This is a genomic window from Flavobacterium poyangense (assembly GCF_011751075.1).
In the GTDB taxonomy this organism is placed as follows: domain Bacteria; phylum Bacteroidota; class Bacteroidia; order Flavobacteriales; family Flavobacteriaceae; genus Flavobacterium; species Flavobacterium poyangense.
Window position 1 is genome coordinate 70591 of the sequence record NZ_JAALLN010000011.1, and the last position, 24033, is coordinate 94623.

Annotated in this window: 22 protein-coding genes; 11 read left to right on the top strand and 11 right to left on the bottom strand. The window is 34.5% G+C overall.

Annotation, left to right across the window (positions count from 1 at the left end):
• Positions 1 to 205: 205 nt before the first annotated feature.
• From G3A47_RS16250 to G3A47_RS16300, 11 genes are all read right to left on the bottom strand, one after another.
• On the bottom strand, positions 206 to 1318 hold the full coding sequence (locus tag G3A47_RS16250; protein WP_166924218.1) for a FecR family protein: 1113 nt from the start codon (positions 1316 to 1318) through the stop codon (positions 206 to 208).
• A gap of 89 nt (positions 1319 to 1407) precedes the next feature.
• On the bottom strand, positions 1408 to 2019 hold the full coding sequence (locus G3A47_RS16255) for an RNA polymerase sigma factor (protein ID WP_166924220.1): 612 nt from the start codon (positions 2017 to 2019) through the stop codon (positions 1408 to 1410).
• 782 nt (positions 2020 to 2801) lie between these two features.
• Positions 2802 to 3230 (bottom strand): hypothetical protein, encoded by a 429-nt coding sequence (locus tag G3A47_RS16260; protein WP_166924222.1) that lies wholly within the window; start codon positions 3228 to 3230, stop codon positions 2802 to 2804.
• Positions 3231 to 3388: 158 nt separating this feature from the next.
• The gene (gene sucD / locus G3A47_RS16265) at positions 3389 to 4261 is read right to left on the bottom strand and encodes a succinate--CoA ligase subunit alpha (protein ID WP_017497509.1); all 873 of its coding nucleotides are present in this window, start codon (positions 4259 to 4261) and stop codon (positions 3389 to 3391) included.
• 85 nt (positions 4262 to 4346) lie between these two features.
• The gene (locus G3A47_RS16270; protein WP_166924224.1) at positions 4347 to 4709 is read right to left on the bottom strand and encodes a nuclear transport factor 2 family protein; all 363 of its coding nucleotides are present in this window, start codon (positions 4707 to 4709) and stop codon (positions 4347 to 4349) included.
• 1 nt (position 4710) lies between these two features.
• A complete protein-coding gene (locus G3A47_RS16275) occupies positions 4711 to 5640 on the bottom strand; it encodes a UDP-3-O-(3-hydroxymyristoyl)glucosamine N-acyltransferase (RefSeq protein WP_166924226.1) in 930 nt (309 codons plus the stop codon).
• A 118-nt stretch (positions 5641 to 5758) separates the two neighbouring features.
• Positions 5759 to 6325, bottom strand: coding sequence for an elongation factor P (gene efp / locus G3A47_RS16280; protein ID WP_166924228.1), 567 nt, complete (start codon positions 6323 to 6325; stop codon positions 5759 to 5761).
• A gap of 133 nt (positions 6326 to 6458) precedes the next feature.
• Positions 6459 to 7244 (bottom strand): acyl-ACP--UDP-N-acetylglucosamine O-acyltransferase, encoded by a 786-nt coding sequence (gene lpxA / locus G3A47_RS16285; RefSeq protein WP_166924230.1) that lies wholly within the window; start codon positions 7242 to 7244, stop codon positions 6459 to 6461.
• A 74-nt stretch (positions 7245 to 7318) separates the two neighbouring features.
• Entirely contained in the window at positions 7319 to 8707 is a 1389-nt protein-coding gene (locus tag G3A47_RS16290) for a bifunctional UDP-3-O-[3-hydroxymyristoyl] N-acetylglucosamine deacetylase/3-hydroxyacyl-ACP dehydratase (RefSeq protein WP_166924232.1), read from the bottom strand.
• Positions 8700 to 9743 (bottom strand): UDP-3-O-(3-hydroxymyristoyl)glucosamine N-acyltransferase, encoded by a 1044-nt coding sequence (gene lpxD / locus G3A47_RS16295; protein ID WP_166924234.1) that lies wholly within the window; start codon positions 9741 to 9743, stop codon positions 8700 to 8702. Before lpxD ends, G3A47_RS16290 begins: the two co-directional genes overlap by 8 nt.
• 40 nt (positions 9744 to 9783) lie before the next feature.
• Positions 9784 to 11013, bottom strand: coding sequence for an HD domain-containing protein (locus tag G3A47_RS16300; RefSeq protein WP_166924236.1), 1230 nt, complete (start codon positions 11011 to 11013; stop codon positions 9784 to 9786).
• Between the two features lie 235 nt (positions 11014 to 11248).
• Between G3A47_RS16300 and G3A47_RS16305 the strand changes: the two genes are divergently transcribed.
• From G3A47_RS16305 to tsaE, 11 genes are all read left to right on the top strand, one after another.
• Positions 11249 to 11740, top strand: coding sequence for a GbsR/MarR family transcriptional regulator (locus G3A47_RS16305; protein ID WP_166924238.1), 492 nt, complete (start codon positions 11249 to 11251; stop codon positions 11738 to 11740).
• Between the two features lie 16 nt (positions 11741 to 11756).
• Complete coding sequence (locus G3A47_RS16310) at positions 11757 to 12875, top strand: efflux RND transporter periplasmic adaptor subunit (RefSeq protein WP_166924240.1); 1119 nt, start codon at positions 11757 to 11759, stop codon at positions 12873 to 12875.
• A gap of 8 nt (positions 12876 to 12883) precedes the next feature.
• Positions 12884 to 16060 carry an efflux RND transporter permease subunit gene (locus G3A47_RS16315; RefSeq protein WP_166924242.1) on the top strand — a complete coding sequence of 1059 codons (3177 nt, stop codon included), beginning with the start codon at positions 12884 to 12886 and terminating at the stop codon, positions 16058 to 16060.
• Complete coding sequence (locus G3A47_RS16320) at positions 16050 to 17450, top strand: efflux transporter outer membrane subunit (RefSeq protein ID WP_166924243.1); 1401 nt, start codon at positions 16050 to 16052, stop codon at positions 17448 to 17450. The genes G3A47_RS16315 and G3A47_RS16320 overlap by 11 nt, the downstream gene beginning before the upstream one ends.
• Before the next feature lie 173 nt (positions 17451 to 17623).
• Positions 17624 to 19006 carry a type III secretion system effector protein gene (locus G3A47_RS16325; protein ID WP_166924245.1) on the top strand — a complete coding sequence of 461 codons (1383 nt, stop codon included), beginning with the start codon at positions 17624 to 17626 and terminating at the stop codon, positions 19004 to 19006.
• 42 nt (positions 19007 to 19048) lie between these two features.
• Positions 19049 to 19633: a hypothetical protein gene (locus G3A47_RS16330; protein WP_166924247.1), complete on the top strand. Its 585-nt coding sequence runs from the start codon at positions 19049 to 19051 to the stop codon at positions 19631 to 19633.
• Positions 19634 to 19909: 276 nt separating this feature from the next.
• The gene (locus G3A47_RS16335; protein ID WP_166924248.1) at positions 19910 to 20485 is read left to right on the top strand and encodes a hypothetical protein; all 576 of its coding nucleotides are present in this window, start codon (positions 19910 to 19912) and stop codon (positions 20483 to 20485) included.
• Positions 20486 to 20591: 106 nt separating this feature from the next.
• The gene (locus G3A47_RS16340) at positions 20592 to 21185 is read left to right on the top strand and encodes a hypothetical protein (protein WP_166924250.1); all 594 of its coding nucleotides are present in this window, start codon (positions 20592 to 20594) and stop codon (positions 21183 to 21185) included.
• A 38-nt stretch (positions 21186 to 21223) separates the two neighbouring features.
• On the top strand, positions 21224 to 21787 hold the full coding sequence (locus tag G3A47_RS16345; RefSeq protein WP_166924252.1) for a hypothetical protein: 564 nt from the start codon (positions 21224 to 21226) through the stop codon (positions 21785 to 21787).
• A 184-nt stretch (positions 21788 to 21971) separates the two neighbouring features.
• The gene (gene porX, locus G3A47_RS16350; protein ID WP_166924254.1) at positions 21972 to 23525 is read left to right on the top strand and encodes a T9SS response regulator signal transducer PorX; all 1554 of its coding nucleotides are present in this window, start codon (positions 21972 to 21974) and stop codon (positions 23523 to 23525) included.
• A gap of 96 nt (positions 23526 to 23621) precedes the next feature.
• A complete protein-coding gene (gene tsaE, locus G3A47_RS16355) occupies positions 23622 to 24029 on the top strand; it encodes a tRNA (adenosine(37)-N6)-threonylcarbamoyltransferase complex ATPase subunit type 1 TsaE (protein ID WP_166924263.1) in 408 nt (135 codons plus the stop codon).
• Positions 24030 to 24033 lie beyond the last annotated feature (4 nt).

Sequence of the window (24033 nt, forward strand, 5' to 3'; positions counted from 1 at the left end):
CATTTCGACACTTTTTTGCATTCTACTATTTACATAGGCATTTTTTTGTTTTTGGTTGGTTTTTGGTTATTTTATTTTGGTTTTGGTTGTTTTTTTAATTTGCTGTATTTTTTAAAGAAATGTTTTATATAAAATTATTTTTAAATGAGATTATACATCAAAATTTATTTTGCGGAAGCCGTGAAGACCCTAACACAAAAAAAGCTTAATTACAGCCTTCTGATTGTATGATAATTTGATTTCCGTTCATCTCAAAACTGGTGTTATTTCCTATGCTTTTACAGACAATTCTTAACTTCTCCGTTAAAGGCTGATCACTAAGTGAAGTGGTGAGATGGCATTCTTTTAATTTGTCTTTTGGGTAATCAATATCAATTAGATAGGCTTGTTCAATGGTCTCAAAAATTTGAGAAACCGGTATGTCCGTAAATTCGAAACTTAATTGTTCAATGTTCCCGACACTGCTTACCAATGTTTTGTCCTGAGTGATGTTGGTGATTTTGTTAAAGGTTAAATCACTTCGTTGAAATCGCAATGCCTGATTTGGTAACAAAACCATTTCACGATCTGAAGAGGATACTAATTCATTTGACTTTACCTTAACTTTACCGGTGCGAACAAGAACTTCTACATCAGGCTGATCAGAATAAGCTTTAACTCTAAAGCTGGTTCCAACCACTTTTGTAACAATTTCGTTTGCATAAACGAAAAAAGGTTTTTTAGGATTTTTACTAATTTCAAAGAAACCTTCGCCGGACAAATACACCTTTCTTTCGCTTCCGGTAAAGATTTTAGGGTAACTTAATTTACTGTTGGGTTGCAATAAAACAGAACTTCCGTCAGACAATGTGATAATTTGCGGTTTAGTAGAATTATTAGTCTGTTCTACTAATCCTTCTTTATTGTCATCGATTAGTTCGTTGTATGTTACAACTTGATGCGTAACATTTAATGTGCTTTTATAAAACCAAACCGACATTAAGCAAAAGAATAATGTAGCGGCAACGCCGGCTAAAAAATATTTTTTAAGAAAACTAAATGTATTGTTTTGATTGGAATCAATTTGATTCTCTTTTTTTTCAATTTTGCTCCAGGTATCCTGTAACGCTTTGTGGATATCTGAAGTTGATAATCCTGAATTGGGTACTTTCATTGCAAGTAAAAACAATCTTGCATCTTCGACCAATTTGGCACGTTGCTGATTTTCTAAAGTCCACTCTTCCCAACCGTCCTCGTCAATTTGAGAGAGGATCCAGGACTGGAATGATTTGTCAGATAAAAAATCTTCTATTTCGGTATATGTATTAAGTTCTTGCATGTGTATTTGAGGTTACAAATACATAGAGGACAGCACTCTTATTATATACTCACCAAATTGTGATTTTTTTTTAATTTTTTAAAATAAAATTAAAAAGTACTTGAGGATAATAGTGTGATTATAGAAAAAGCACCCTTCCATTCCTTACGAAGCGTAAGTAAACCGCGGTATAATAGATTACTTGCAGATTGATAATTAACGTTGAGCATTTCTGCGATTTGATCTACCGTAAGTCCTTGATGGTATCTGAGATACAATGCTTCTTTTTGTCTTACCGGCAAATCATTTAATAGTTTATTCAAATGTGCTACCCTTTCTCTTGTACAATCATCATCTTCGTTGATAAGTTCGTGCTCCACCGAAAATTTTAGTAAAAAAGCAACAGAATCCGTACTTGCCGCTTTACGAAAAATATGATCTCTTTCGTGCAGACGCGCAATTCTTTTACGAACGCTTGATAATAAATAAGCTTTTACAATAACAGCACTTTGCAATGAGTTTCTGTAGACCCATACATCTGTAAATACATCTTGTACGCAGTCCTGAACTTTCTCTGCAAAAGGTGAAAGTGAATTACCATAACTAACCAAATCTCTGTAATACCTTTCAAACAGTAATGAAAAGGATTTTTCATCGCCTTCTTTTAGGTTGGTCCAAAGTGTAATGTCATCAAGTGGGGTTTGTAAAATTTTGGTTTTCATAACTTGGTTTTGGCATCGAATTAATAGAAAATGGTATTTTATTAATATAAAGAATTCATACAATTAACATTATCCTTTAACTTAATGCTCTAAATGTATAAAAGCAAAAATTTAAAACCAATTTTTTTACAAAAAAGAGACAGTTTCCTAATACCGAAAAACTGCCTCTACGCCTTTATTTTAACTAAGTTTTAACTATTTTTTGAAGAGGAAAAATATTTTTGATTTTTTTATAATTGTGAGATTTTACTACAACTATTTTTTGTTTGTAAGATTGACCAGATCTTTGTTAGTTTCTTTTTTATACTTCCGCAACATACAAAGCAATTGATTTCAATGACCATGAATAGTACTGATTTTTTAGTCGATAATTTCTGAGATTAAACTATTTTATAAAATCATAATTAATTCAAGTTGCTAGTTGTAAAATGTATAATGTAAAATGTAAAATGTGAAAAGTAAAATGTGAAATGTAAATTGTGATATGCTGGTCTGAAAGGGCAAATGTTTTAATTAACGGATTTTCTTGCCTTGAAGTGAAGCGTTAGAATTTAAGTATATAGTTGCTGTATTTCAGTGATCTGACACAATTATATGTTCGCACAATGTAAGATAGTGATCAATTAAGTAAAACTTATTACTTTTCACATTTTGCTTTTCACATTTTACATTGTATTTATGATGCATTTTTACACTGTAAGAGTCAGTTTTATAAATGCAAAAAAAGCCCTACTAAGCAAATAGTAGGGCTTTAGGTTAAATTGCGCTAAATGCAGAGTATGCTAGAAAGCTACATTCCATCTAGGTAATCTTCCGTTTTTATCTAAGAAATTTTGCAAAACCTGTCCTTCTACAGTTGTTGGGATTCCTTTTACTTCAGCAGTAAAAGTTTCGTACCAAACTACTTCAAGAGCGCTAATGTTTTCTAATTTCATTTGTGCAGGCCAAGAGTATTTTCTTCCTGTTTTTGCAAATTGGTGTCCGTTTACAATTTTATCGTATAAACCACCATTTTTGCTTTTTAACGTTCCGTCATTCTGAACAGTTCCGGTAGAACCAACCATAATTAACTCTTTTGCATCACCTTCAACAGCATAAACAACAAAAACTCCTGCACCTGATTCCGGAGCATTACAAGCTTGTTCTAAACTATCTTCTACAGTAAAAGTAAAGCTATTGCTTACTTTAAACTTTTCTAATTCTTTGTTCATATTTTTTTCTTTAAAGCTCCTCAGGTTCTAAGTTTTTGAGAATCTGAGTTGCTACGTTTTACTTAATTTCGTTTAAACGACCTAAACGAAGAAAAAGCTCCATCTCGTTTGTTCAACAAGACGGAGCTTTTGGAATTTGTTATTTAAAACATTGGATATTAACCCAATACTTCTTTTACTTTTTTACCAATTTCAGCTGGTGAATCAACAACGTGGATTCCGTTGTCTCTCATAATTTGTTTTTTAGCAGCAGCTGTATCATCAGAACCACCAACAATAGCACCTGCGTGACCCATTGTTCTACCAGCTGGAGCAGTTTCTCCTGCGATAAAACCAACAACTGGTTTACGGTTACCATCAGCTCTTACCCATTTAGCAGCGTCAGCTTCTAATTGACCTCCAATTTCACCAATCATGATGATAATTTCAGTCTCCGGATCGTTCATTAATAATTCAACAGCTTCTTTAGTTGTAGTTCCAATAATTGGATCTCCACCAATTCCGATAGCTGTAGTAATTCCTAAACCTTGTTTTACAACCTGATCAGCAGCTTCGTAAGTTAAAGTTCCTGATTTAGAAACGATACCAACTGTTCCTTTTTTGAAAACGAAACCTGGCATAATACCAACTTTAGCTTCTCCCGGAGTAATTACACCCGGACAGTTTGGTCCGATTAATCTTGAATTTCTTTCTTTAACATAATTATTTGCTTTAATCATGTCTGCTACAGGAATTCCTTCAGTAATAGCGATAATTACTTTAATTCCGGCATCAGCAGCTTCCATAATTGCATCAGCAGCAAAAGCTGGTGGAACAAAAATGATAGATGTATCAGCTCCAGCTTGCTCTACAGCATCTTTTACGGTATTAAAAACCGGACGATCTAAATGGCTGGTTCCCCCTTTTCCCGGAGTAACACCACCAACAACATTAGTACCGTACTCGATCATTTGAGAAGCGTGGAAAGTTCCTTCGCTACCTGTAAATCCTTGAACAATTATTTTGGAATCTTTATTAACTAAAACACTCATGATATATATTTTATGTAGTTTTTAAAATTGTGATGCAAAAATAAGGTTTTGTAATGTATTTTACTCTTTTTGTCATCAAAAAATATTAAGAAAATTGACTCATTTGGAAACCGCGATATAATTTATCGTCTTTAATCTGCCAAATGGTAGAAAAATGAGCCAGTAACATCTCTTCTCTTGGGTTTTCAATCGTTTTAACGTAGTGAGAATAACGTATTGATACTAAATCATCTTCGGCAATAATATGGCTTATTCTGACTTTCGAACGCACATAGGCGCGACTCAATTCATTGGCCATTCCTAGTAAAGAATCATAATTCATCATAATTAGCCCTTTACTGCTATTCCAATCTAACAAGACTTCCGGATGCAGATAGATTTTCATGATTTCACTATCAATCAAGGCATCGGACTTATAAAATTTTTGAACAAATTCTTTTATAGACATATTACTTCAATTTATTTAGAATTTCAGGAATTTTTTTGATATTAGCTAGTTGCTTCAACTTTTCTCTTGATTCTTCGATTGGAGTTCCGAAATAGGATTTTCCGCCTTCAACCGATTTTGTAACACCTGTTTGTCCCATAATAACAGCCTTAGCTCCTATTGTGACACCACTTGTTGTTCCTACTTGTCCCCAGATAGTCACTTCGTCTTCGATAACAACGCAGCCGGCAATACCGGTTTGTGAAGCGATCAGACATTTTTTGCCAATTACAGTATCATGTCCAACATGCACCTGATTGTCAATTTTAGTGCCTTCCCCGATGGTAGTATCTCCTGTTACTCCTTTGTCAATTGTACAAAGAGCACCAATACCAACATTGTCTTCAATCACTACTCTACCGCCTGAAATTAACTGATCGAAACCATCCGGACGCTTTTTGTAATAAAAGGCATCTGCTCCTAAAATGGTTCCGGCATGAATAATTACGTTATCACCAATAACGGTATGATCGTAAATAGAAACATTAGAATGAATCAAACAATTCTTTCCAATTTTTACGTGATTTCCAATAAAACTATTAGGTTGAATAAGAGTTCCTTCTCCAATAGTTGCGGTAGCGGAAATCGCTACGTTTGCAAATTGAAAAGGCTTAAAATGTTTGGTAAGGGTATTAAAATCTCTAAAAGGATCATCAGAGATCAAAAGTGCTTTTCCTTCCGGGCAATCTACTTTTTTATTGATTAAAACAATAGTCGCAGCCGATTGTAAAGCTTTATCGTAATATTTTGGATGGTCAACAAAAACAATATCTCCGGGTTCAACAACATGAATTTCATTCATGCCTAAAACGGGGAAGTTTTGGTCGCCTATAAATTCGCACTCAAGCAAATTTGCAATTTCTTGTAAAGAGTGAACTTTTGGAAATTTCATATTTTTTAGTTAGAAAATTTGTCAGTTAGAAAATGTGCCAGTTAGAAAATGGATCAATTAGAAAGTACAGAAACTGAATTTTCTAATTGACTCATTGACAAATTATCTAATTGATAAACTACTCTTTTACACGCTCCATGTATGAACCTGAAGCAGTATCAATTTTAATTTTATCTCCTTCGTTAATAAACAAAGGAACGTTTACAGTTGCACCTGTTTCTACTGTAGCAGATTTAGTTGCATTTGTTGCGGTATTTCCTTTTACTCCCGGCTCAGCATAAGTAACTTCCAGAATAATAGAAGCTGGCATGTCTACTGATAAAGGTAAATCTGTTTCGGTGTTCACCTGAACCATTACATTTGTTCCTTCTTTTAATAATCCCGGAGCATCTAAAATGCTTTTGTTTAAAGAGATTTGCTCGAAAGTTTCAGCATTCATAAAGTGAAATTCATCTCCTTCAGCATATAAAAATTGGTAAGTATGTGTTTCTACACGTACATCGTCTATTTTATGACCTGCAGAAAACGTATTGTCTAATATTTTCCCGGTTGTTAAACTTCTTAATTTTGTTCTTACGAAAGCTGGTCCTTTTCCAGGTTTTACGTGAAGAAATTCGATAATTTTATAAATATCGTGATTGAATTTGATACACAATCCGTTTCTAATATCTGATGTAGATGCCATTTTTTTTATATTTTAGATTTCTGATTTTAGATTGTAGCTTCTTTTAGAAGAATCAATCTATCTTTTTATTTTAGATTTCTGATTTTAGATTGCAGATTTCAATAATCTAAAATCTACGCTCTAAAATCTAAAATTAATAGTTCCCTGAATAACCTTTCATGATTCCTCGTGATGAATTTCTGATAAAATCAAGAATTTCATCTCTCTCAGGAGTGGCTTCCATTTCGGCTTCAATAATGCTTAAAGCTTGAGTTGTATTGTAATTTTTTTGGTATAAAATTCGGTAAATTTCCTGAATTTCTCTGATTTTATCGGTACTAAAACCTCTTCTTCTTAAACCAACCGAATTGATTCCTACGTAAGATAAAGGTTCTTTTGCTGCTTTTGTATAAGGTGGAACGTCTTTTCTAACCAAAGAACCACCGGAAATCATAGCGTGATCTCCAATGTGGATAAATTGATGAATAGCAGCTAATCCTCCAATTACAGCATGATTACCAACTACAACGTGACCTGCCAAAGCAACTCCGTTTACAATAATAGCGTTGTTACCAATTTCGCAATCGTGAGCAATATGGGCATAAGCCATAACCAGACAGTTATCGCCTAAAATCGTTTGCCCTGAGGCAACTGTACCTCTATTGATGGTTACACACTCTCTGATTGTGCAATTGTCACCAATAATTGCCAAAGAATCTTCTCCACCAAATTTTAAATCTTGTGGCACCGCAGAAATTACAGCTCCCGGAAAAATATTACAATTTTTTCCGATACGAGCGCCTTCCATAATGGTCACATTTGAACCGATCCAGGTACCGTCTCCAATAATAACATTATTATGGATTGTTGTAAAAGGCTCGATTACAACGTTTTTAGCGATTTTAGCGCCAGGATGAACATAAGCTAATGGTTGATTCATCTGTATGTTTTATATTTTAAATTAAAATAGTCTGATTGGGGCAACAAACGTAAACAATAATTTTGATTAAACTATTATTGTTTTTTTACAATTTGTGCCATTAATTCTGCCTCAGTAACTAATTTTCCGTTTGCATACGCATTTGCCTGCATATGACAAATTCCTCTTCTGATAGGAGAAATCAATTCGCATTTGAAAATTAAGGTATCACCCGGCAGTACTTTGTGTTTGAACTTAACGTTGTCAATTTTCATGAAATAAGTTAAGTAATTTTCCGGATCCGGAACGGTACTTAGAACCAAAATCCCTCCCGTTTGAGCCATTGCTTCAACAATTAAAACTCCAGGCATTACCGGTGCTTCCGGAAAATGTCCAACGAAAAAGTTTTCATTCATGGTAACATTTTTCAAACCTACCACATGACGATCAGACATTTCGATAATTCTGTCAATCAATAAAAATGGAGGTCGGTGAGGCAACATGGACATGATTTTGTGAATGTCCATCAAAGGCTCTTTGTTCAAATCATAAACAGGAACATGATTTCTTTGTTCTATTTTAATGATTTTTCCAATTTTTTTAGCAAACTGAGTGTTCACATAATGTCCTGGTTTGTTTGCGATAATCTTTCCTTGAATTCTAACTCCAATTAAAGCCAAATCACCTACTACATCTAGTAATTTATGACGTGCCGCTTCATTAGGATAATGCAAAGTAAGATTGTCTAAAACACCATTCGGTTTTACCGAAATTTTATCTTTACCAAAGGCTTTCTTTAAATTTTCCATTGTAGCATCAGAGATTTCTTTATCTACATATACAATAGCATTGTTTAAATCGCCACCTTTAATTAATCCGTTTTCTAATAAAGATTCTAATTCATGTAAGAAACTAAATGTTCTTGAATTTGAAATTTCATCTTTAAAATCAGCAATGCTCTTCATAGTTGCATTTTGAGTACCTAATACTTTAGTACCAAAATCTACCATTGCTGTAACCTGATAATCGTCACTTGGCATTACCAGGATTTCGCTTCCTGTAGCTTCGTCAGTAAACGATATAACTTCTTTTACTACATAAACATTACGTTTAGCATCTTGTTCTTCGATTCCTGCTTTTTCAATTGCCTGAACAAAATATTTTGAAGAACCATCCATAATAGGCAGTTCTGAAGCATCTAATTCAATAATAACATTATCCAAATCACATCCAACTAAAGCAGCTAAAACATGTTCCGGAGTTTGAATTTTAACTCCTAATTTTTCAAGATTAGTACCTCTTTGTGTGTTAACCACATAATTAGCATCAGCCTCAATGACTGGTTGACCTTGCAAATCTACTCTTACAAAAGTGAAACCATTATTAATTGGAGCTGGTTTAAAAGTCATTGTAACTTCTTTTCCAGTGTGTAATCCAACTCCTGTTAGTGAAATTTCATTTTTGATGGTCTTCTGTTTAACCATTATTTCCATTTTTTGGGTTTATTATTTGTTTCTTTAATTCTTCCAGTTCGGCAACGATTTTAGGTAAATTCTTAAAATGAACATACGATTTGCTAAAATCACTTAAACTAAAGGTTGGACTTCCTTGTAATACTTCGTCGTCCTTAATATTTCTGGCTACTCCGGATTGCGCCTGAACCCTAACATTGTTTCCAATAGTTAAGTGGCCTGCTATCCCTACTTGTCCGCCAATCATGCAATTTTCGCCAATTTTTGTAGAGCCGGCAACACCGGTCTGCGCTGCAATTACGGTATTTTTACCAACTTCAACATTGTGGGCAATCTGAATTTGATTGTCTAATTTTACTCCTTGTCTGATAATGGTAGAACCCAGTGTAGCTCTGTCGATGGTGGTATTAGCGCCAACATCTACATGATCTTCGAGGATAACATTACCAATTTGTGGTATTTTGCTATATACTCCATCTTCATTCGGAACGAATCCAAAACCATCAGCGCCTATAATTGTACCTGAATGTATAGTACAATGGTTACCGATTATTGTTTCTGAATATATTTTAGCACCTGCAAAAATATACACATTATCGCCGATAACAACATTATCGCCGATAAAACTGTTAGGGTAAATTTTTACATTATCACCTAAGACTACATTTTGCCCTATATAACTAAAACTTCCTAAGTATAAATTTTCGCCATATTTAGTACCTTCAGAGATAAAAGAATTTGGTTCAATTCCGTTTTTATTCAATTTTACCTGATTGTAAAACTGCAATAATTTTGAAAAGGAGGCATAGGCATCTTCTACTTTTATTAAAGTTGTAGTGATTTCTGCATCGGGGGTAAAACTGTCGTTGACAATTGTTACTGTTGCTTTTGTTGTGTATATGTGGTTGATATACTTTGGATTAGCTAAAAAAGTCAGCGACCCTTCCTCACCTTCTTCGATCTTAGATAAGCGGGAAACTTCTGCGAGGGGATTCCCAACAACTTCTCCATCTAAAATTCCTGCTATTTGTTCTGCTGTAAATTTCATCGCGACAAAAATATAAAAAAATAGATTTTAAATGTTAATTTTAGATAAGTTGTTTTGGAAAGCAAATGTAATATTTTGTAACCAATTTAGATAACGACTTCAAATTCAACTGATCAGAAGCTTCAACAACATCTTCAATTGTTTTATCTTTTTTCAAAATCCGTATAGGCTCTGCTTCTTTACTGTAAGCCTGATTTTTTATTTTGCCTCTGAAAATAAAATAACCTGCCTCTAATAACGAAACATGATGTTCTGCCGCAAATTCCTCTTTCAAAGATTGAGATTCTTCCATTGGAATTTTATCGGCACTGAGTTTTATCTTTAATAAATCTCTGTTAATAATCATTTTACTCAAAGTCGACAGTATAAAATCGTCTTGTTTCTGCCAGGCTTTTAAAGCACTTATAATATCAAAATCATCCAATTGAGAAAATAGATCCAGTTTTTCAGCATCAAAATTTTCTAAGGTGATTTTGTTTTTCATGAAATACAAAAGGGGCTCACTGCAAGGTAGTACTTGTCCTTTTAAGACAAGTTCTTTGGCTCTCTTTAAAACTTTCATTAAGATGAGTTCCGCTACCAGACTTGTTTTATGTAAGTAGGCTTGCCAATACATCAATCGTCTTGAGAGCAGAAATTTTTCGACAGAATAAATTCCTTTCTCTTCAATTACCAAAACACCGTCAACGACATTCATCATTTGAATCAATCGCTCCGAATTGACATTTCCTTCTGCTACTCCGGTGTAGAAACTATCGCGTTTTAAATAGTCCATTCGGTCCATGTCCAGCTGACTTGAAATCAATTGCAGCATGAACTTTCTGTGGTATTCTCCCTTAAAAACCTGAATTGCAAGAGTAAGTCTTCCTCCAAACTCATCATTTAACTGATTCATAAAGAGTAATGAAATAGCTTCGTGATTGACATCTTCAACGATACTTTTCTCCATAGCATGCGAAAACGGGCCATGACCAATATCGTGCAGCAAAATAGCGATATACAGTGCGTTTTCTTCTTCGGGAGAAACAACAACTCCTTTAAAACGAAGTGTTTCTACTGCCTTTTGCATTAAATGCATACAGCCCAATGCATGATGAAAACGGGTGTGATTGGCACCGGGATAAACCAAATACGAGAGTCCCATTTGCGAAATACGTCGCAAACGCTGAAAATAAGGATGCTGAATTAAGTCGTATATGAGCTCATTCGGTATTGAAATGAAACCGTAAATGGGATCATTGAATATTTTTAACTTATTGATCGAAGTCACAATTTGGTTTTTTTATAAGACAACAAATATAACTAAATTACTATTTATTCGGTTTTCGTTTGTATTCAAAAATAAAACAATTTTATTTCTATAACCAAAGTGTTTTGATTTGGGAGATTGTCAGGTTTTTTTGAAGTGAAACCGGAGCATTTTTGACGTAACCTAAATTTAACACAAATTTAAGTTCGTTTAGTTCGGTAAATAGCGAACCAAAATCTATCTTTGCTCAAAAAAAATGAAATCGATTCAAAAAGAGAGAGAGAATCTCATAGAATCCTTTGGAGTATACTTCGAATCATTTTATCACATGTCACCACTAGGTTCCAGAATCCTTGGATTGCTAATCGTTGACGGTATAAAATCGGGCCTGACATTTGAGCAATTGGTCGAAAAAACGGGTGCCAGTAAAAGTTCTGTTTCTACCAACCTCAATTTGCTCTTAAAAATGGAAAAAGTCACCTACTATACCATTAGTGGCGACAGAAAAAAATATTATCGCTCTTCGCCATTTAGTGAGCGATTAAAAAGTTATCTCAAAATTATTGCTTACGAAAGGAAAATCATTGACCAGATGATTTCATACCGTGAAAAAACAATGTCAAGTCCGGAAGAACTGATAAATCTGGAAAATGGAATGGCTTATAAAAGTCACGTCATAAAGGTCGAAGAACTGATAAAAGAAACTATATCTAAATTTAAAGAAATAGAAAACCCGACAAATAATTAATCTAATTTAAATCCATATGAAGAATATCTCATTCTCTTTATTAGCCATTATGCTAGTTTTTGCATCATGCAAAAAAAAGGAAGAACAAGCACCGCCTCAGGGCCCTGCTCCTTTTCCGGTAAAAACGGTTACAATACAAAACGCAACGGTATATCAAGACTATACTGCAAATCTTGAAGGTCAGCAGAATGTGGAAATACGGCCAAAAGTAAACGGATTTATTCAGAAAATTTATGTTGATGAAGGGCAGGTGGTGAAAAAAGGACAACTGCTCTTTAAACTGGAAACGCAAACTTTAAATGAGGATGCATCTGCGGCAAAAGCGGCTGTTCAGGCTGCTCAGGTTGAAGTAGACCGATTGAAACCTTTGGTGGATCGAAAAATCATTAGTGTTGTTCAATTGGAAACTGCAAAAGCAAAACTCGCTCAGGCGAAAAGCAACTATGGTAGTATTGTGGCCAATATTGGTTATGCAACAATTTATTCCCCGGTAAATGGTGTTATTGGAGGATTGCCTTTCAGAGAAGGAAGTTTGGTTAGCGCTACCAACGAAATGCCGCTGACAACAGTCTCTGATACTAAAATTGTTCGTGCCTATTTCTCTATGAATGAAAAACAATTGTTATTCTTTAATAAAACATTTAAAGGAGCAACTACTGCCGAAAAACTAAAATCTGCACCTTCAGTATCTTTGATTTTAGTTGATAATTCGGAATACGATCAAAAAGGAAGAATCGCTACTATGAACGGTTTAGTGAATGCACAGACCGGAACAACACAATTCAGAGCAGAATTTGCTAATCCTGAAGGTATCTTAAGAAGTGGTAGTACGGGACTTATTCGTTTACCAATTGAAGAAAAAGATGTGATTCTGGTTCCTCAAAATGCCGTTTTCGAAGTTCAGGGAAAACAAACTATTTACGTAGTAGAGAAAGGCAACAAAGTAAAATCGAGAATCATTGAAACAAATGGAACTTCTGATCTGAACTATATTGTTTCTTCAGGGCTTAAAGAGGGCGAAATGGTTGTAATCGAAGGAGCGTCAAAATTAAAAGACGATGTAGAAATTGTACCACAACAAGCCAAAGAGGAGGCTGTAACAACAGCAAACACAGATTCTTCAGCTAAAAAATAATATTTAAGATGTTAAAAACTTTTATCGAAAGACCAGTTCTCTCGACGGTAATTTCTATTCTAATCACCATACTAGGTGTCTTAGGATTGATTTCTTTGCCGGTCGAACAATATCCCGAAATTGCTCCGCCAACCGTACAGGTTACTGCAACCTATACCGGTGCTAATGCGGAAACGGTACTTAATAGTGTCGTGATTCCTTTAGAGGAAGAAATAAATGGTGTTGAAGGAATGACCTATATGACTTCAACAGCTGCAAATGATGGTTCTGCTAAAATATCTGTTTATTTTGAACTTGGAATTGATCCTGATATTGCCGCAGTAAACGTACAAAACAGAGTTTCACGTGCTACCAGCAAATTGCCACAAGCCGTTGTGCAGACCGGGGTTACAACCCTAAAGAGTCAGACCAGTGCCTTGATGTTTTTTGCTTTGTACTCCAATAACAAGGATTTTGATGAAACGTACATTCAGAATTATGCTAAAATCAACCTTGTACCTAAATTACAACGTGTAAAAGGAGTTGGACAGGTAAACGTTTTTGGTGCTAAAGATTACTCCATGAGAATCTGGATTGATCCGGAGAAAATGGCTTCATACAGTGTTTCTCCTAAAGATATTCAGGCTGCATTGCAAGAGCAAAACGTAGAAGCTGCACCGGGTAAATTCGGTGAAAACGCAGCAGGGGTTTACGAATATGTAATCAAATACAAAGGTCGTCTGGCTGAAATTAAGGATTATGAAAACATTGTCATAAAGTCAACCGGAAACGGGAATTTCCTTCATTTAAAGGATGTGGCTACTGTTGAATTGGGCGGTTTCAATTACGGGACAAAAAATATCGCTATGGGTAAACAAGGTGTTGCCGTTGGTGTATTTCAGACCTCGGGTTCAAATGCTCAGGATATTATTACAGAGGTTACAAAAATTCTTGACGAAACAAAACCTGATTTTCCAAAAGGAGTAGATTATGTGATTCCATATAATACCAAAACGTTCTTAGATGCTTCTATCGATAATGTAATTCACACTTTAGTGGAAGCTTTTATATTGGTATTTATAGTGGTGTTTTTATTCCTTCAGGATTTTAGATCTACTTTGATTCCAGCTATAGCGGTTCCGGTGGCTATTATTGGTACCTTTTTCTTCTTGTCAGTATTTGGTTTCTCGATCAATATGTTGACCTTATTTGCAATGATTCTGGCTATCGGTATTGTTGTCGATGATGCGATTGTAGTCGTCGAGGCTGTCCATGCGAAACTGGATGAGGGAGCGAAATCAGGAAAAGAAGCGACTCTTTCTGCTATGAGTGAAATTACAGGGGCAATTGTTTCGATTACCTTAGTAATGGCTGCGGTATTTATTCCGGTTTCTTTCTTAAAAGGGCCTTCAGGAGTGTTTTATCAGCAGTTTGCAATTACTTTGGCCATTGCGATCCTGATATCTGCCGTGAATGCATTGACCTTAAGTCCTGCATTATGTGCCTTGTTATTAAAGCCGCATGCAGATTCAGATCATGGGCATGAACATAAAAATTTTAAAGACCGTTTCTTTATCGCATTCAATACCAGTTTTGACCGTATGAATGACAGATATGTGAAATCTCTTGGATTTTTAGCGAAAAGAAAATGGATCGCAATTGGCGGTCTGGCAATTTTCTCGGCTATTACGATCTTTTTGTTCCAAAGCACTCCATCAGGATTTATTCCTAATGAAGACAGGGGAATTATCATGGCAGATTTAACGTTGCCTCCGGGAACAACTCTGGAGAAAACACAATTAGCTGTTAATGAATTAGATTCTATACTAGCTTCAATGGATATAGTGGAATCCAGAATGAGTGTAGTTGGTTTTAGTTTATTAAACAGTGTAAACGGAGGTTCATATGCCTTTACGGTTATTAAATTAAAAGACTGGAAATACCGTAAGGAAGCCAATCAGTCTGTAGAAGCTATTGTTGGGCAATTGTTTGCCAAAACAGCCCACTTTAAAGATGCGAGAGCCTTATTCTTTACTCCTCCAAGTGTACAAGGATTTGGTTCAGCGGATGGTTTCGAGCTTAAAATTCAGGACAAAGGAGACGATGATTGGGCAACAGTAAGTAAAGTGAGTAATGAGTTTTTGGGTGAACTAATGAAAAGATCGGAGATTCAATATGCTATCACGAACTTCAACCCTACTTTCCCGCAATATCAAATGGATATTAATGTAGAAAGAGCGAAGAATGCCGGAGTTTCTGTAAGTGATATTTTCAATACCATGCAAGGTTATTACGGAGGTCTTTATACAACCGATTTTAATAAATTCGGAAAACAATACCGTGTCATGATTCAGGCAAAACCTTCGGACAGAGCTAATCTGGAATCGATCAATTCGGTTTATGTTAAAAATAATTCCGGACAGCAGGTAGCTATAAGTCAGTTTGTTGATTTCAAGAGAATTTACGGACCTGAGGCGGTGGCGCGTTTTAATATGTTAAAAGCAGTAAACGTAAATGGTAAAGCAAAACCGGGTTACAGTTCCGGAGATGCTATTAAAGCCATTCAGGAGGTAGCTGCACAGCATTTGCCAAAAACGTACAGCTATGAATTTTCCGGTATGACCCGTGAGGAAATCATTGCAGGAAGCCAAGCTGCGGGTGTATTCTTATTGAGTTTGATATTTGTATACTTCTTATTAAGTGCGCAGTATGAGAGTTATTTAGTGCCCTTGTCTGTACTTCTTTCTTTACCTGTCGGAATTGCCGGAGCCATTGGCTTTGTGAGATTGGCGGGGTTAGAAAACAACATCTATTTCCAAGTCGCGCTGATCATGCTTATTGGACTCTTGGCTAAAAATGCCATTCTGATTGTGGAATTTGCCATACAAAGGCGACGTGATGGAATGGATCTTGTTCAGGCTGCTATCGAAGGTTCAAAAGCACGTTTACGTCCGATTTTGATGACATCACTTGCGTTTATCTTTGGTTTAATGCCATTGGCTCTTGCTTCCGGTGTTGGTGCTGTAGGGAACCGTTCTATTGGTATGGGAGCTGTTGGAGGGATGTTAATTGGAACGGTATTCGGAGTGTTTGTAATTCCGATATTGTTCATTATTTTCCAAAGTTTACAAGAAAGAATCTCAGGAAAATCAATAGTAAATAAAGAATCTGAAACTACACTTTTAGACGAAGAATATGAAAAATAATGTATATAAAATAGTAACAGTTGTCGTCTCGGCAACTGTTATGCAATCCTGCTTCGTTGCCAAGGAATACAAAAGACCGGACATAAAAACTGAGAATTTGTACCGAACTGAAGTGGCAGCAAAAGACAGTGTTTCCTTAGCAAATATAGCGTGGAATAACATTTTTACGGATCCAATTTTACAAGGTTACATCAAAAAAGGACTGGATAATAATCTGGATATCCGAATTGCAATGCAAAATATTGCCGCTGCCGAAGCTTCTATGAAACAAGGAAAAACAGGGTACTTCCCTACTCTGTCTGCCGGAACCGACTGGACGCATCAGGAATTATCAAGAAACAGTCAGTTTGGTGCTTTCCTTCCTGACAGAAGTACCAATCAATATCAATTGACCGGGACTTTAAGCTGGGAAGCTGATATTTGGGGGAAAATAAGAAGTACTTCCCGAGCTGCAAATGCTGTTTATTTACAAACAACTGCTGCAACTCAGGCGGTAAGAACGCAGTTAATAGCTGATATTGCTTCGACTTATTACCAGTTGATGTCGATAGACGAGCAAATTAGAATTGCGGAAGAAACATTAATCAACAGAGACGAAAGTGTTGTAGCGATTAAAGCTCTAAAAGATGCCGGAAATGTAACGGAAGTTGGAGTTAAACAAACTGAGTCTCAAAAATACGCTACCGAAATTATTATTGCTGATTTAAAAGTAAGCGCGCTTCTTTTTGAAAACAAAATGAGTATTCTTTTGAGTGTGCCATCGGGTAAAATTGAAAGAAGCAGTTTTGAATCACAAAAAGAAGTTCCGGAAATTACTCTTGGAGTTCCTGCAACATTGCTAAGAAACAGACCAGATGTGATTGCAGCAGAGTACAATTTTATGTCGTATTTTGAGCAAACCAATGTGGCTAAAAGTAATTTCTATCCAACATTTAAAATCACCGCGACCGGTGGACTTCAGAGTATTGATTTGAAAGAATGGTTTAGTGCTAATTCTATTTTCGCAAACATAGTAACCGGTTTGACACAGCCTATTTTCAATCAGCGTCAGATCAGAACAAAGTACGAGATAGCAAAAGCCAATCAGGAAAAAGCGTATCTGCAATTTGAACAGTCTTTGTTAACTGCCGGAAGAGAGGTTTCTGATGCGCTGGCACAGTACAACAACGAGATTTATAAAATATCAGTTCGCGAGAAACAGGTTGAGGCCTTAAAAGTTGCGACTGATTATTCAGATGAATTGCTGAAATATGGTTTGGTAAATTACCTAGAAGTATTAACTGCTAAAGATGATGCATTGAGCGCTCAATTGACCTTAATTGAGAATAAAAATGCTAAGTATAATGCTGTAATTCAATTGTATAAAGCGCTTGGAGGTGGCTGGCAATAAAATCATTTGGAAGTACAAATGCTTAAAAAACCTGTTCGTTGTTTCGAACAGGTTTTTTTGTACAGATAAAAAACGATGGCCTTCAAATATGAAAAGTATAGCTTTTGTATATTGCTTTTTTAGGAATTTTATTATAGTATTGTAAAAAAATAAGGACAATAAAAAACAAAGCCATGAATAAAAGATATACCCAATTACTGTTTTTCTGTTCTGTATTTTTTTTGTTAAACGCCTGCTCTCAGGAGGACTCTAACAGTAAAGAACAGACCAATGCAACTTCTGTACTACAGCAGGCTCAAAACTATTTCAGCCATAATCCGGTAAAAATAAAAGAGAACAGCTACTTTACCGGGAATCCGGACTGGGCAAAAGCCGATTTTAAAAACGATACCTTATTTGTTCCGCTGGTTTCACAAAAGCCGATTTATTATAAGGATACTAAAAACAAGAAAATTTCAAGCTATTTATTTCCGGTTCTGATTGTGACAAAGAACAGTACTACGGCTGTTTTTGATTATAACCTAAAGGTTTCTTTTTCTAAGGACTTAGAAGGAACAGAAATCAATTGGATTCAGCTGTACAATGCGAAAAATAACTTAATTTCGGTTAACGGTAAAAAACCGATCATCAGAAATAAAAAACCTTCCTTAACAGCCAGGGGAAGATGTATACATTGGGGGCTTTTTTATGTGAATCCCGAAACCGGTCAGGATCGACTAATACGGGACTGGTGGGAATGTACCGGTGGCGGTGGCGGAGCCGGCCAAGAGGAACAAACGCCTCCTGATGGCGGCGGAAGCGGTGATTCGGTAGATGCGGCAGAAGCCATTGAAGACTATATTGATGATACCAATCTTGATCCCTGTACCAAAGATATCCTTAACAGATTAAAAAATCTGAATGATGGGGATATTGCGTCAATGTTAAGACGTTTTAATGCTGACGGCTCCATTTTTACAATACATATGTCAACCGGATCATTTAAAGATAACCAATCTAATCTCTGGGCAAATACTATACCAACTAAAGGTACAAGTACTGATGTTACTATGGTTTTCAATCAAGATTACATCAATGGTAGTGGTAATCCAAATCGTCCTACTGATTTGTCTGTAGCAACTACGATGGCGCATGAGGTTGTTCATGCTTATTTGATTAGTTTGTTAGAACAAAATAAAGCTAATGGAGCTCCGGGAATTTATGATTTTCCGACAGTTTATGAAGCTTATGTACAATACCAAATTACAAATGATAAAAGTATACTTCCTGCTGCTCATCATGAGCTAATTGCTGAGAAGTATGTTAGTACTATAGCGGCTACTATTCAGGAATTTCACACAGGTATTAGTACGCCATTAGGAACAGCTTCACAGATATATACTGATTTGGCATGGTCGGGGCTTTTTGACACGACTTATTTTAATACATTATATCCAAATAATCCACAATCGATAAATTATAAAGATCGTGTAAGGATTTCAGGTCGAGTGACTGCTGAAAAAAATGGTTCTCAATATGGTACTTATTCTCCAAAAGGCGTATCATGTAAAAAATAACATTTGAAATATTACATCCAATAAAAACTAACTTTTACTTATATGAAACAATTAAAAAAAATATTTATACTAATTCCTTTCTTTGTTTTGTCATGTGCCAGTAGTTTACATAATAAAGATAATGAACCGATAAATGTTTTTCTGGAAACTAAAAAAGTAGATAAAAGCAAAAAATACATTCTACAAAGAGATAAGATATATAGTAGAGCGGTTTTGAGAATATTTAATGGAGGGGAAGGACCAGATCATGCTATTGATTCAATAAATGATATAGATTATACTGGTGGTTTGTTTGCAGAAAAATATTGGCAAAAAATGTATAAGAACTACATTAATGACACAGTTAAAAAATATTGGAAGAAAGAAGATTTTCCTGGATATGATTTTATATTGGAGGATGGTGAAGGGATAATGAAATATGATTTCTCGATAAGATATATGAATAGTAGAGTTGATCAAGTAATAAGTATATCCGAACCGATTTACTATAAGAATAAAGAATACATTATGTTTTATTTCAATATGTCATCTTTCTTAGGTAGTTTACAACCACAAGTTGTAATTATGAAAAAAGAAAAAGGAAAATGGGTTGTTGTGAGGGTGATTGGAGATTACGTTTATTATTAAAACAGAATCTTGTTTTATAAAACAAAAGTAGTATATCAGTACTTGAATGCTGCTCAAATCGTCCTCCAGGCTTGTCTGTAGCGAATATATTGTGTCTTATTTTAGCATGTTAGATCTTGGTAACTATCAAGAACCACGAACGGTGATTGTAAAAAAAGAAAATGGACTGTCATTAAAGTAATTGGAGATTACGTTTATCGTTGACGATTAATTTGTTTTTTGAGTACACGAGAGATATTTTGTAGAAAAGGGATCAGTAATAGAAAAGTAAAACTTATGAAACGATTAAAAAACAGACTCCAATTTGTTCTTTTCTTTTGTATTGTATTACCTGCCAGTGCACAATATGTAGAAACTTATGAGCCTATCAATGTATTTTTAGAGACTCTAAAATTAGATAAAAAGAGAAAGTATGTTTTACAGGCGGATAAAGAACCCAATATAATTGCATTAGATATATTTAATGGAGGTGAAGGTCCGGATCCCCTTAGAGAGATGAATGTTCCTTTAGATTATAGAGAGGGTTTGTTTGTAGAGAAACACTGGAGAGAAATGTACAACAGCTATATCAATGATACAGTAAAAAAATATTGGAAGAAAGAAGACTTTCCTGAATATAATTTTATTTTGGAGAAAGGAAGAGGGCTGGTTTTGAGATCAACTTTTCTCGATAAGTATCTTAATAGTGAAGTTGATTCCGTTATTTTAATTTCAGAACCAATGTTCTATATGGATAGGAAATATATTATGTTTTCGTTTAATATATTTCCTTTTTTTGGCAGTTCACAATCAAAGGTTGTGATTATGAAAAAAGAAAAAGGTAAATGGATTGTTGTGAGCAATAGAGGATAATAGTCATTATCGATAATAAATCTGTTTTAGACATTGATTAATGTGTTTATAGGACTGCCTCCATAAGATTGAAATGCTAAAGGAAATCCTAACTCAAAAAAATGTTATGATAATATTAAAAAGAATAATACCTATAGTTGTTTCGTTTTCCTTTTTTTCTTGTAGTTCATCATACCTTAAAAATTATGATCCAATAAATACTTTTTTAGAATTAGAAAATGTTTCCAGAGATAAAAACTATATTTTACGAACGAAGGAAAGTAATTATCAAACTTTAAGAATTTTTAACCGAGGTGAAGGCGCTAAACATATTGTAAATCCAAATACTATAGATTATACAAGCAAATTATTTGATGAAAAACATTGGAATAAATTATATGCAAAATATTCTAGTGATACTATTACAAGATATTGGAGTGATAAAGATTTTCAGGGATACAAGTTTGTTGAGGGAAAAAGAGAACAACTTTTTACCTATACTTTTTCTAAAAAGAACCCAGACTTGAAAGATGTCAAATATGTTGTCGTTTTATCGGAGCCAATTTATTATTGGGATAAAAAATATGTTATGTTTTTTTATCGTATTGATAATTATTTATATAGTGCTGATCCTCAAATTGTGGTGGTAATGAAAAAAGAGGGAAAGAAATGGGTATTGGTCGAAAGAATAGGCGACTATAGTTGTAGTGGCTGTTTATAAGAGCTCATTTGTTAAGAATACAATGTGAAAGTAAAATTATGAAACAATTTAAAATAATATTGTTTGCTATCCCTTTTTTCATGTTGTCATGTACTACTAGCAAATATCTTAAAAATTATGAGCCAGTAAGAGTATTCTTAAGGCAAGAAAATATTGATCCTTCAAAAAACTATATTCTTCAAGAAGAGAAAGTTGATTACAAAAAAGTATTATCTGAATTTAAGGAATACAAATCGGCTAGCCCTTATTTTGACGTTGATTTTAAACCAATTGTTTTACAGAATGATATAGCGTATAAAAAAGCATATGATAAATACATTAATAATACTTTAAAAAGATATTGGAAAAAAGAGGATTTTTCAGAATTCAACTTTGTGCTTAAAAAACAGCAGGCTATAAAAAATGATTCAATAAATGAATATTCGAGATCACAACTTTGGATTTATATTTCAGAGCCAATGTATTATTATAATAGGGAATATTTAATTTTTACGTATGACATTTATGGTAGAGATGGAGGAATGGCAAAGCTTGTTTTTATGAAAAAAGAAAAAGGCAAATGGACAATAGATAGAATTTCAAGTTCAGATGTGTTTTTTTAATCACAAAAAGATGAAACAATAAAAAAACTCAGGAACTTAATTTCAACAAAAACCATCGAGTGTAATATATCCGATGGTTTTTTTGTTTTTTTATAATAAAAATTATCATAATATTAATAAATAGCCGTTTTAAAAAGGAGTAAATTGCCAATAGATTTTAATACTTTTGAATAGATAAACAGTTATGGATAAAATAAAAATACTTTGGGTTGATGATGAAATTGACCTTTTAAAGCCACATATATTATTTCTAGAGAAAAAAAATTATGCAGTAACAACCTGCAACAATGGTTTGGATGCTATTTCCCTCTTTGAAGAAGATAATTTTGATATTGTTTTTTTAGATGAAAATATGCCCGGAATGAGCGGTTTGGAAACACTTTCGGAAATGAAAGAAAAAAAATCAGCCATACCGATGATTATGATTACCAAAAGCGAAGAAGAATATATAATGGAAGAAGCCATTGGTTCTAAAATCGCCGACTATTTGATCAAACCGGTAAATCCGAATCAGATTTTATTGAGTTTGAAGAAGAATCTGGACCATTCGAGATTGATTTCAGAAAAAACAACCCTGGACTATCAGAAAGAATTTAGAAAAATCTCAATGGAACTGGCAATGGTCAACTCCTATGAAGATTGGGTTGAATTGTATAAAAAACTTTTATTCTGGGAATTAGAACTCGAAAATATTAACGATCAGGCGATGATTGAAATTTTAGAGTCTCAAAAAGTCGAGGCTAATTCTCAATTTGGTAAATATATTGAACGCAATTATGAAGATTGGTTTGAGCCAAAAGCAGATAAACCGATTCAATCGCATAATTTATTCAAAGAATTAGTAGTACCGGAGATTAAAAAGAAGGACAAACCTATATTGTTTGTTGTGATAGATAATTTGCGTTATGACCAATGGAAATCTTTTGAAACTGTAGTTTCAAATTTCTATAAATTAGAAAAAGAAGTGCCGTATTTCTCGATTCTTCCTACGGCTACCCAATATGCCAGAAATGCTATTTTCTCGGGATTATTGCCTATAGAGATGGAAAAACAGTTTCCGCAATATTGGAAAAATGACGTTGAAGACGGAGGAAAAAACCTTTACGAAGCCGAGTTTTTGACTGCACAATTAAAACGCCTGGGACTAGACATAAAACAAGATTATTTTAAAATCACCAATTACGCAGGAGGTAAAAAACTTGCCGAAAACTTTAAGGCTCTAAAGGGTAATGATTTGGTAACGGTTGTCTACAACTTTGTCGACATGCTTTCGCATGCTAAAACAGAAATGGAAGTCGTAAAAGAACTGGCTTCTGATGATAAAGCCTATCGCTCTTTAACACTGAGCTGGTTCAAAAATTCCCCGTTGTTGGAAATCATTCAGCAAGCGCAACTTTTAGGCTTCAAATTGGTTTTAACAACAGATCACGGAACAATTAATGTAAAAAACCCTTCAAAAGTTGTTGGAGATAAAAATACAAGTCTAAATTTGCGTTATAAAACCGGCCGTAGTTTGACCTACGAGCAAAAAGACGTTTATGTGGTTAAGGAACCTAAAGTAATTGGTTTGCCTGCTATAAATATGAGTAGTTCTTTTATTTTTGCCAAAAACGATTTCTTTTTGGCGTATGTAAACAATTACAATCATTACGTGAGTTATTATAAAAATACTTACCAACACGGAGGAATTTCATTAGAAGAAATGATTATTCCGTTCTTGGTATTTAATCCTAAATAAAGAGGAAAGAGTTTTTAGTCACGGTTTTCAGTTTTCGTTTAAGACTGAGACCGAAAATTGTGACTGAAATTTTAATTAAAAAAAGTAAAACAAAAAATGAATATCGTTTTTTCAGCAGATCAGCTTAAAGAAGTAGCAGAGCAAATTTTGGCTCAAAATCCAAAGAAAATTATCCTTTTTAATGGGGAAATGGGCGTTGGGAAAACAACTTTAATCAAGGAATTATGTAAGGCCTTGGGGGTTGAAGATGCTACCAGTAGCCCAACATTTTCTTTAGTTAACGAGTATGATACTGCTGATCATAAAATAGTGTATCATTTCGACTTTTACCGTTTAAACAAAGAAACCGAAGCGCTTGATATGGGGGTTGATGATTATTTGTATTCCGGAAACTGGTGTTTTATTGAATGGTCCGAAAAGATTGCAAGTTTGATTCCTGATGAACATTCCGTTGTTACAATTGAATTATTGGCTGATGGCAAAAGAGAACTAAACTTAGTTTAAAATA

What these genes read in the sequence shown, in the direction of transcription:
- G3A47_RS16315 (WP_166924242.1), top strand. Translation starts at nt 12,884, where the DNA reads ATGTTAAAAACTTTTATCGAAAGACCAGTTCTCTCGACGGTAATTTCT.
- G3A47_RS16275 (WP_166924226.1), bottom strand. Translation starts at nt 5,640, where the DNA reads ATGAAATTTCCAAAAGTTCACTCTTTACAAGAAATTGCAAATTTGCTT.
- G3A47_RS16345 (WP_166924252.1), top strand. Translation starts at nt 21,224, where the DNA reads ATGAAACAATTTAAAATAATATTGTTTGCTATCCCTTTTTTCATGTTG.
- G3A47_RS16260 (WP_166924222.1), bottom strand. Translation starts at nt 3,230, where the DNA reads ATGAACAAAGAATTAGAAAAGTTTAAAGTAAGCAATAGCTTTACTTTT.
- G3A47_RS16325 (WP_166924245.1), top strand. Translation starts at nt 17,624, where the DNA reads ATGAATAAAAGATATACCCAATTACTGTTTTTCTGTTCTGTATTTTTT.
- G3A47_RS16255 (WP_166924220.1), bottom strand. Translation starts at nt 2,019, where the DNA reads ATGAAAACCAAAATTTTACAAACCCCACTTGATGACATTACACTTTGG.
- G3A47_RS16290 (WP_166924232.1), bottom strand. Translation starts at nt 8,707, where the DNA reads ATGGTTAAACAGAAGACCATCAAAAATGAAATTTCACTAACAGGAGTT.
- G3A47_RS16335 (WP_166924248.1), top strand. Translation starts at nt 19,910, where the DNA reads ATGAAACGATTAAAAAACAGACTCCAATTTGTTCTTTTCTTTTGTATT.
- sucD (WP_017497509.1), bottom strand. Translation starts at nt 4,261, where the DNA reads ATGAGTGTTTTAGTTAATAAAGATTCCAAAATAATTGTTCAAGGATTT.
- tsaE (WP_166924263.1), top strand. Translation starts at nt 23,622, where the DNA reads ATGAATATCGTTTTTTCAGCAGATCAGCTTAAAGAAGTAGCAGAGCAA.
- lpxD (WP_166924234.1), bottom strand. Translation starts at nt 9,743, where the DNA reads ATGAAATTTACAGCAGAACAAATAGCAGGAATTTTAGATGGAGAAGTT.
- lpxA (WP_166924230.1), bottom strand. Translation starts at nt 7,244, where the DNA reads ATGAATCAACCATTAGCTTATGTTCATCCTGGCGCTAAAATCGCTAAA.
- porX (WP_166924254.1), top strand. Translation starts at nt 21,972, where the DNA reads ATGGATAAAATAAAAATACTTTGGGTTGATGATGAAATTGACCTTTTA.
- G3A47_RS16340 (WP_166924250.1), top strand. Translation starts at nt 20,592, where the DNA reads ATGATAATATTAAAAAGAATAATACCTATAGTTGTTTCGTTTTCCTTT.
- G3A47_RS16250 (WP_166924218.1), bottom strand. Translation starts at nt 1,318, where the DNA reads ATGCAAGAACTTAATACATATACCGAAATAGAAGATTTTTTATCTGAC.
- G3A47_RS16330 (WP_166924247.1), top strand. Translation starts at nt 19,049, where the DNA reads ATGAAACAATTAAAAAAAATATTTATACTAATTCCTTTCTTTGTTTTG.
- G3A47_RS16310 (WP_166924240.1), top strand. Translation starts at nt 11,757, where the DNA reads ATGAAGAATATCTCATTCTCTTTATTAGCCATTATGCTAGTTTTTGCA.
- G3A47_RS16320 (WP_166924243.1), top strand. Translation starts at nt 16,050, where the DNA reads ATGAAAAATAATGTATATAAAATAGTAACAGTTGTCGTCTCGGCAACT.
- G3A47_RS16270 (WP_166924224.1), bottom strand. Translation starts at nt 4,709, where the DNA reads ATGTCTATAAAAGAATTTGTTCAAAAATTTTATAAGTCCGATGCCTTG.
- G3A47_RS16305 (WP_166924238.1), top strand. Translation starts at nt 11,249, where the DNA reads ATGAAATCGATTCAAAAAGAGAGAGAGAATCTCATAGAATCCTTTGGA.
- efp (WP_166924228.1), bottom strand. Translation starts at nt 6,325, where the DNA reads ATGGCATCTACATCAGATATTAGAAACGGATTGTGTATCAAATTCAAT.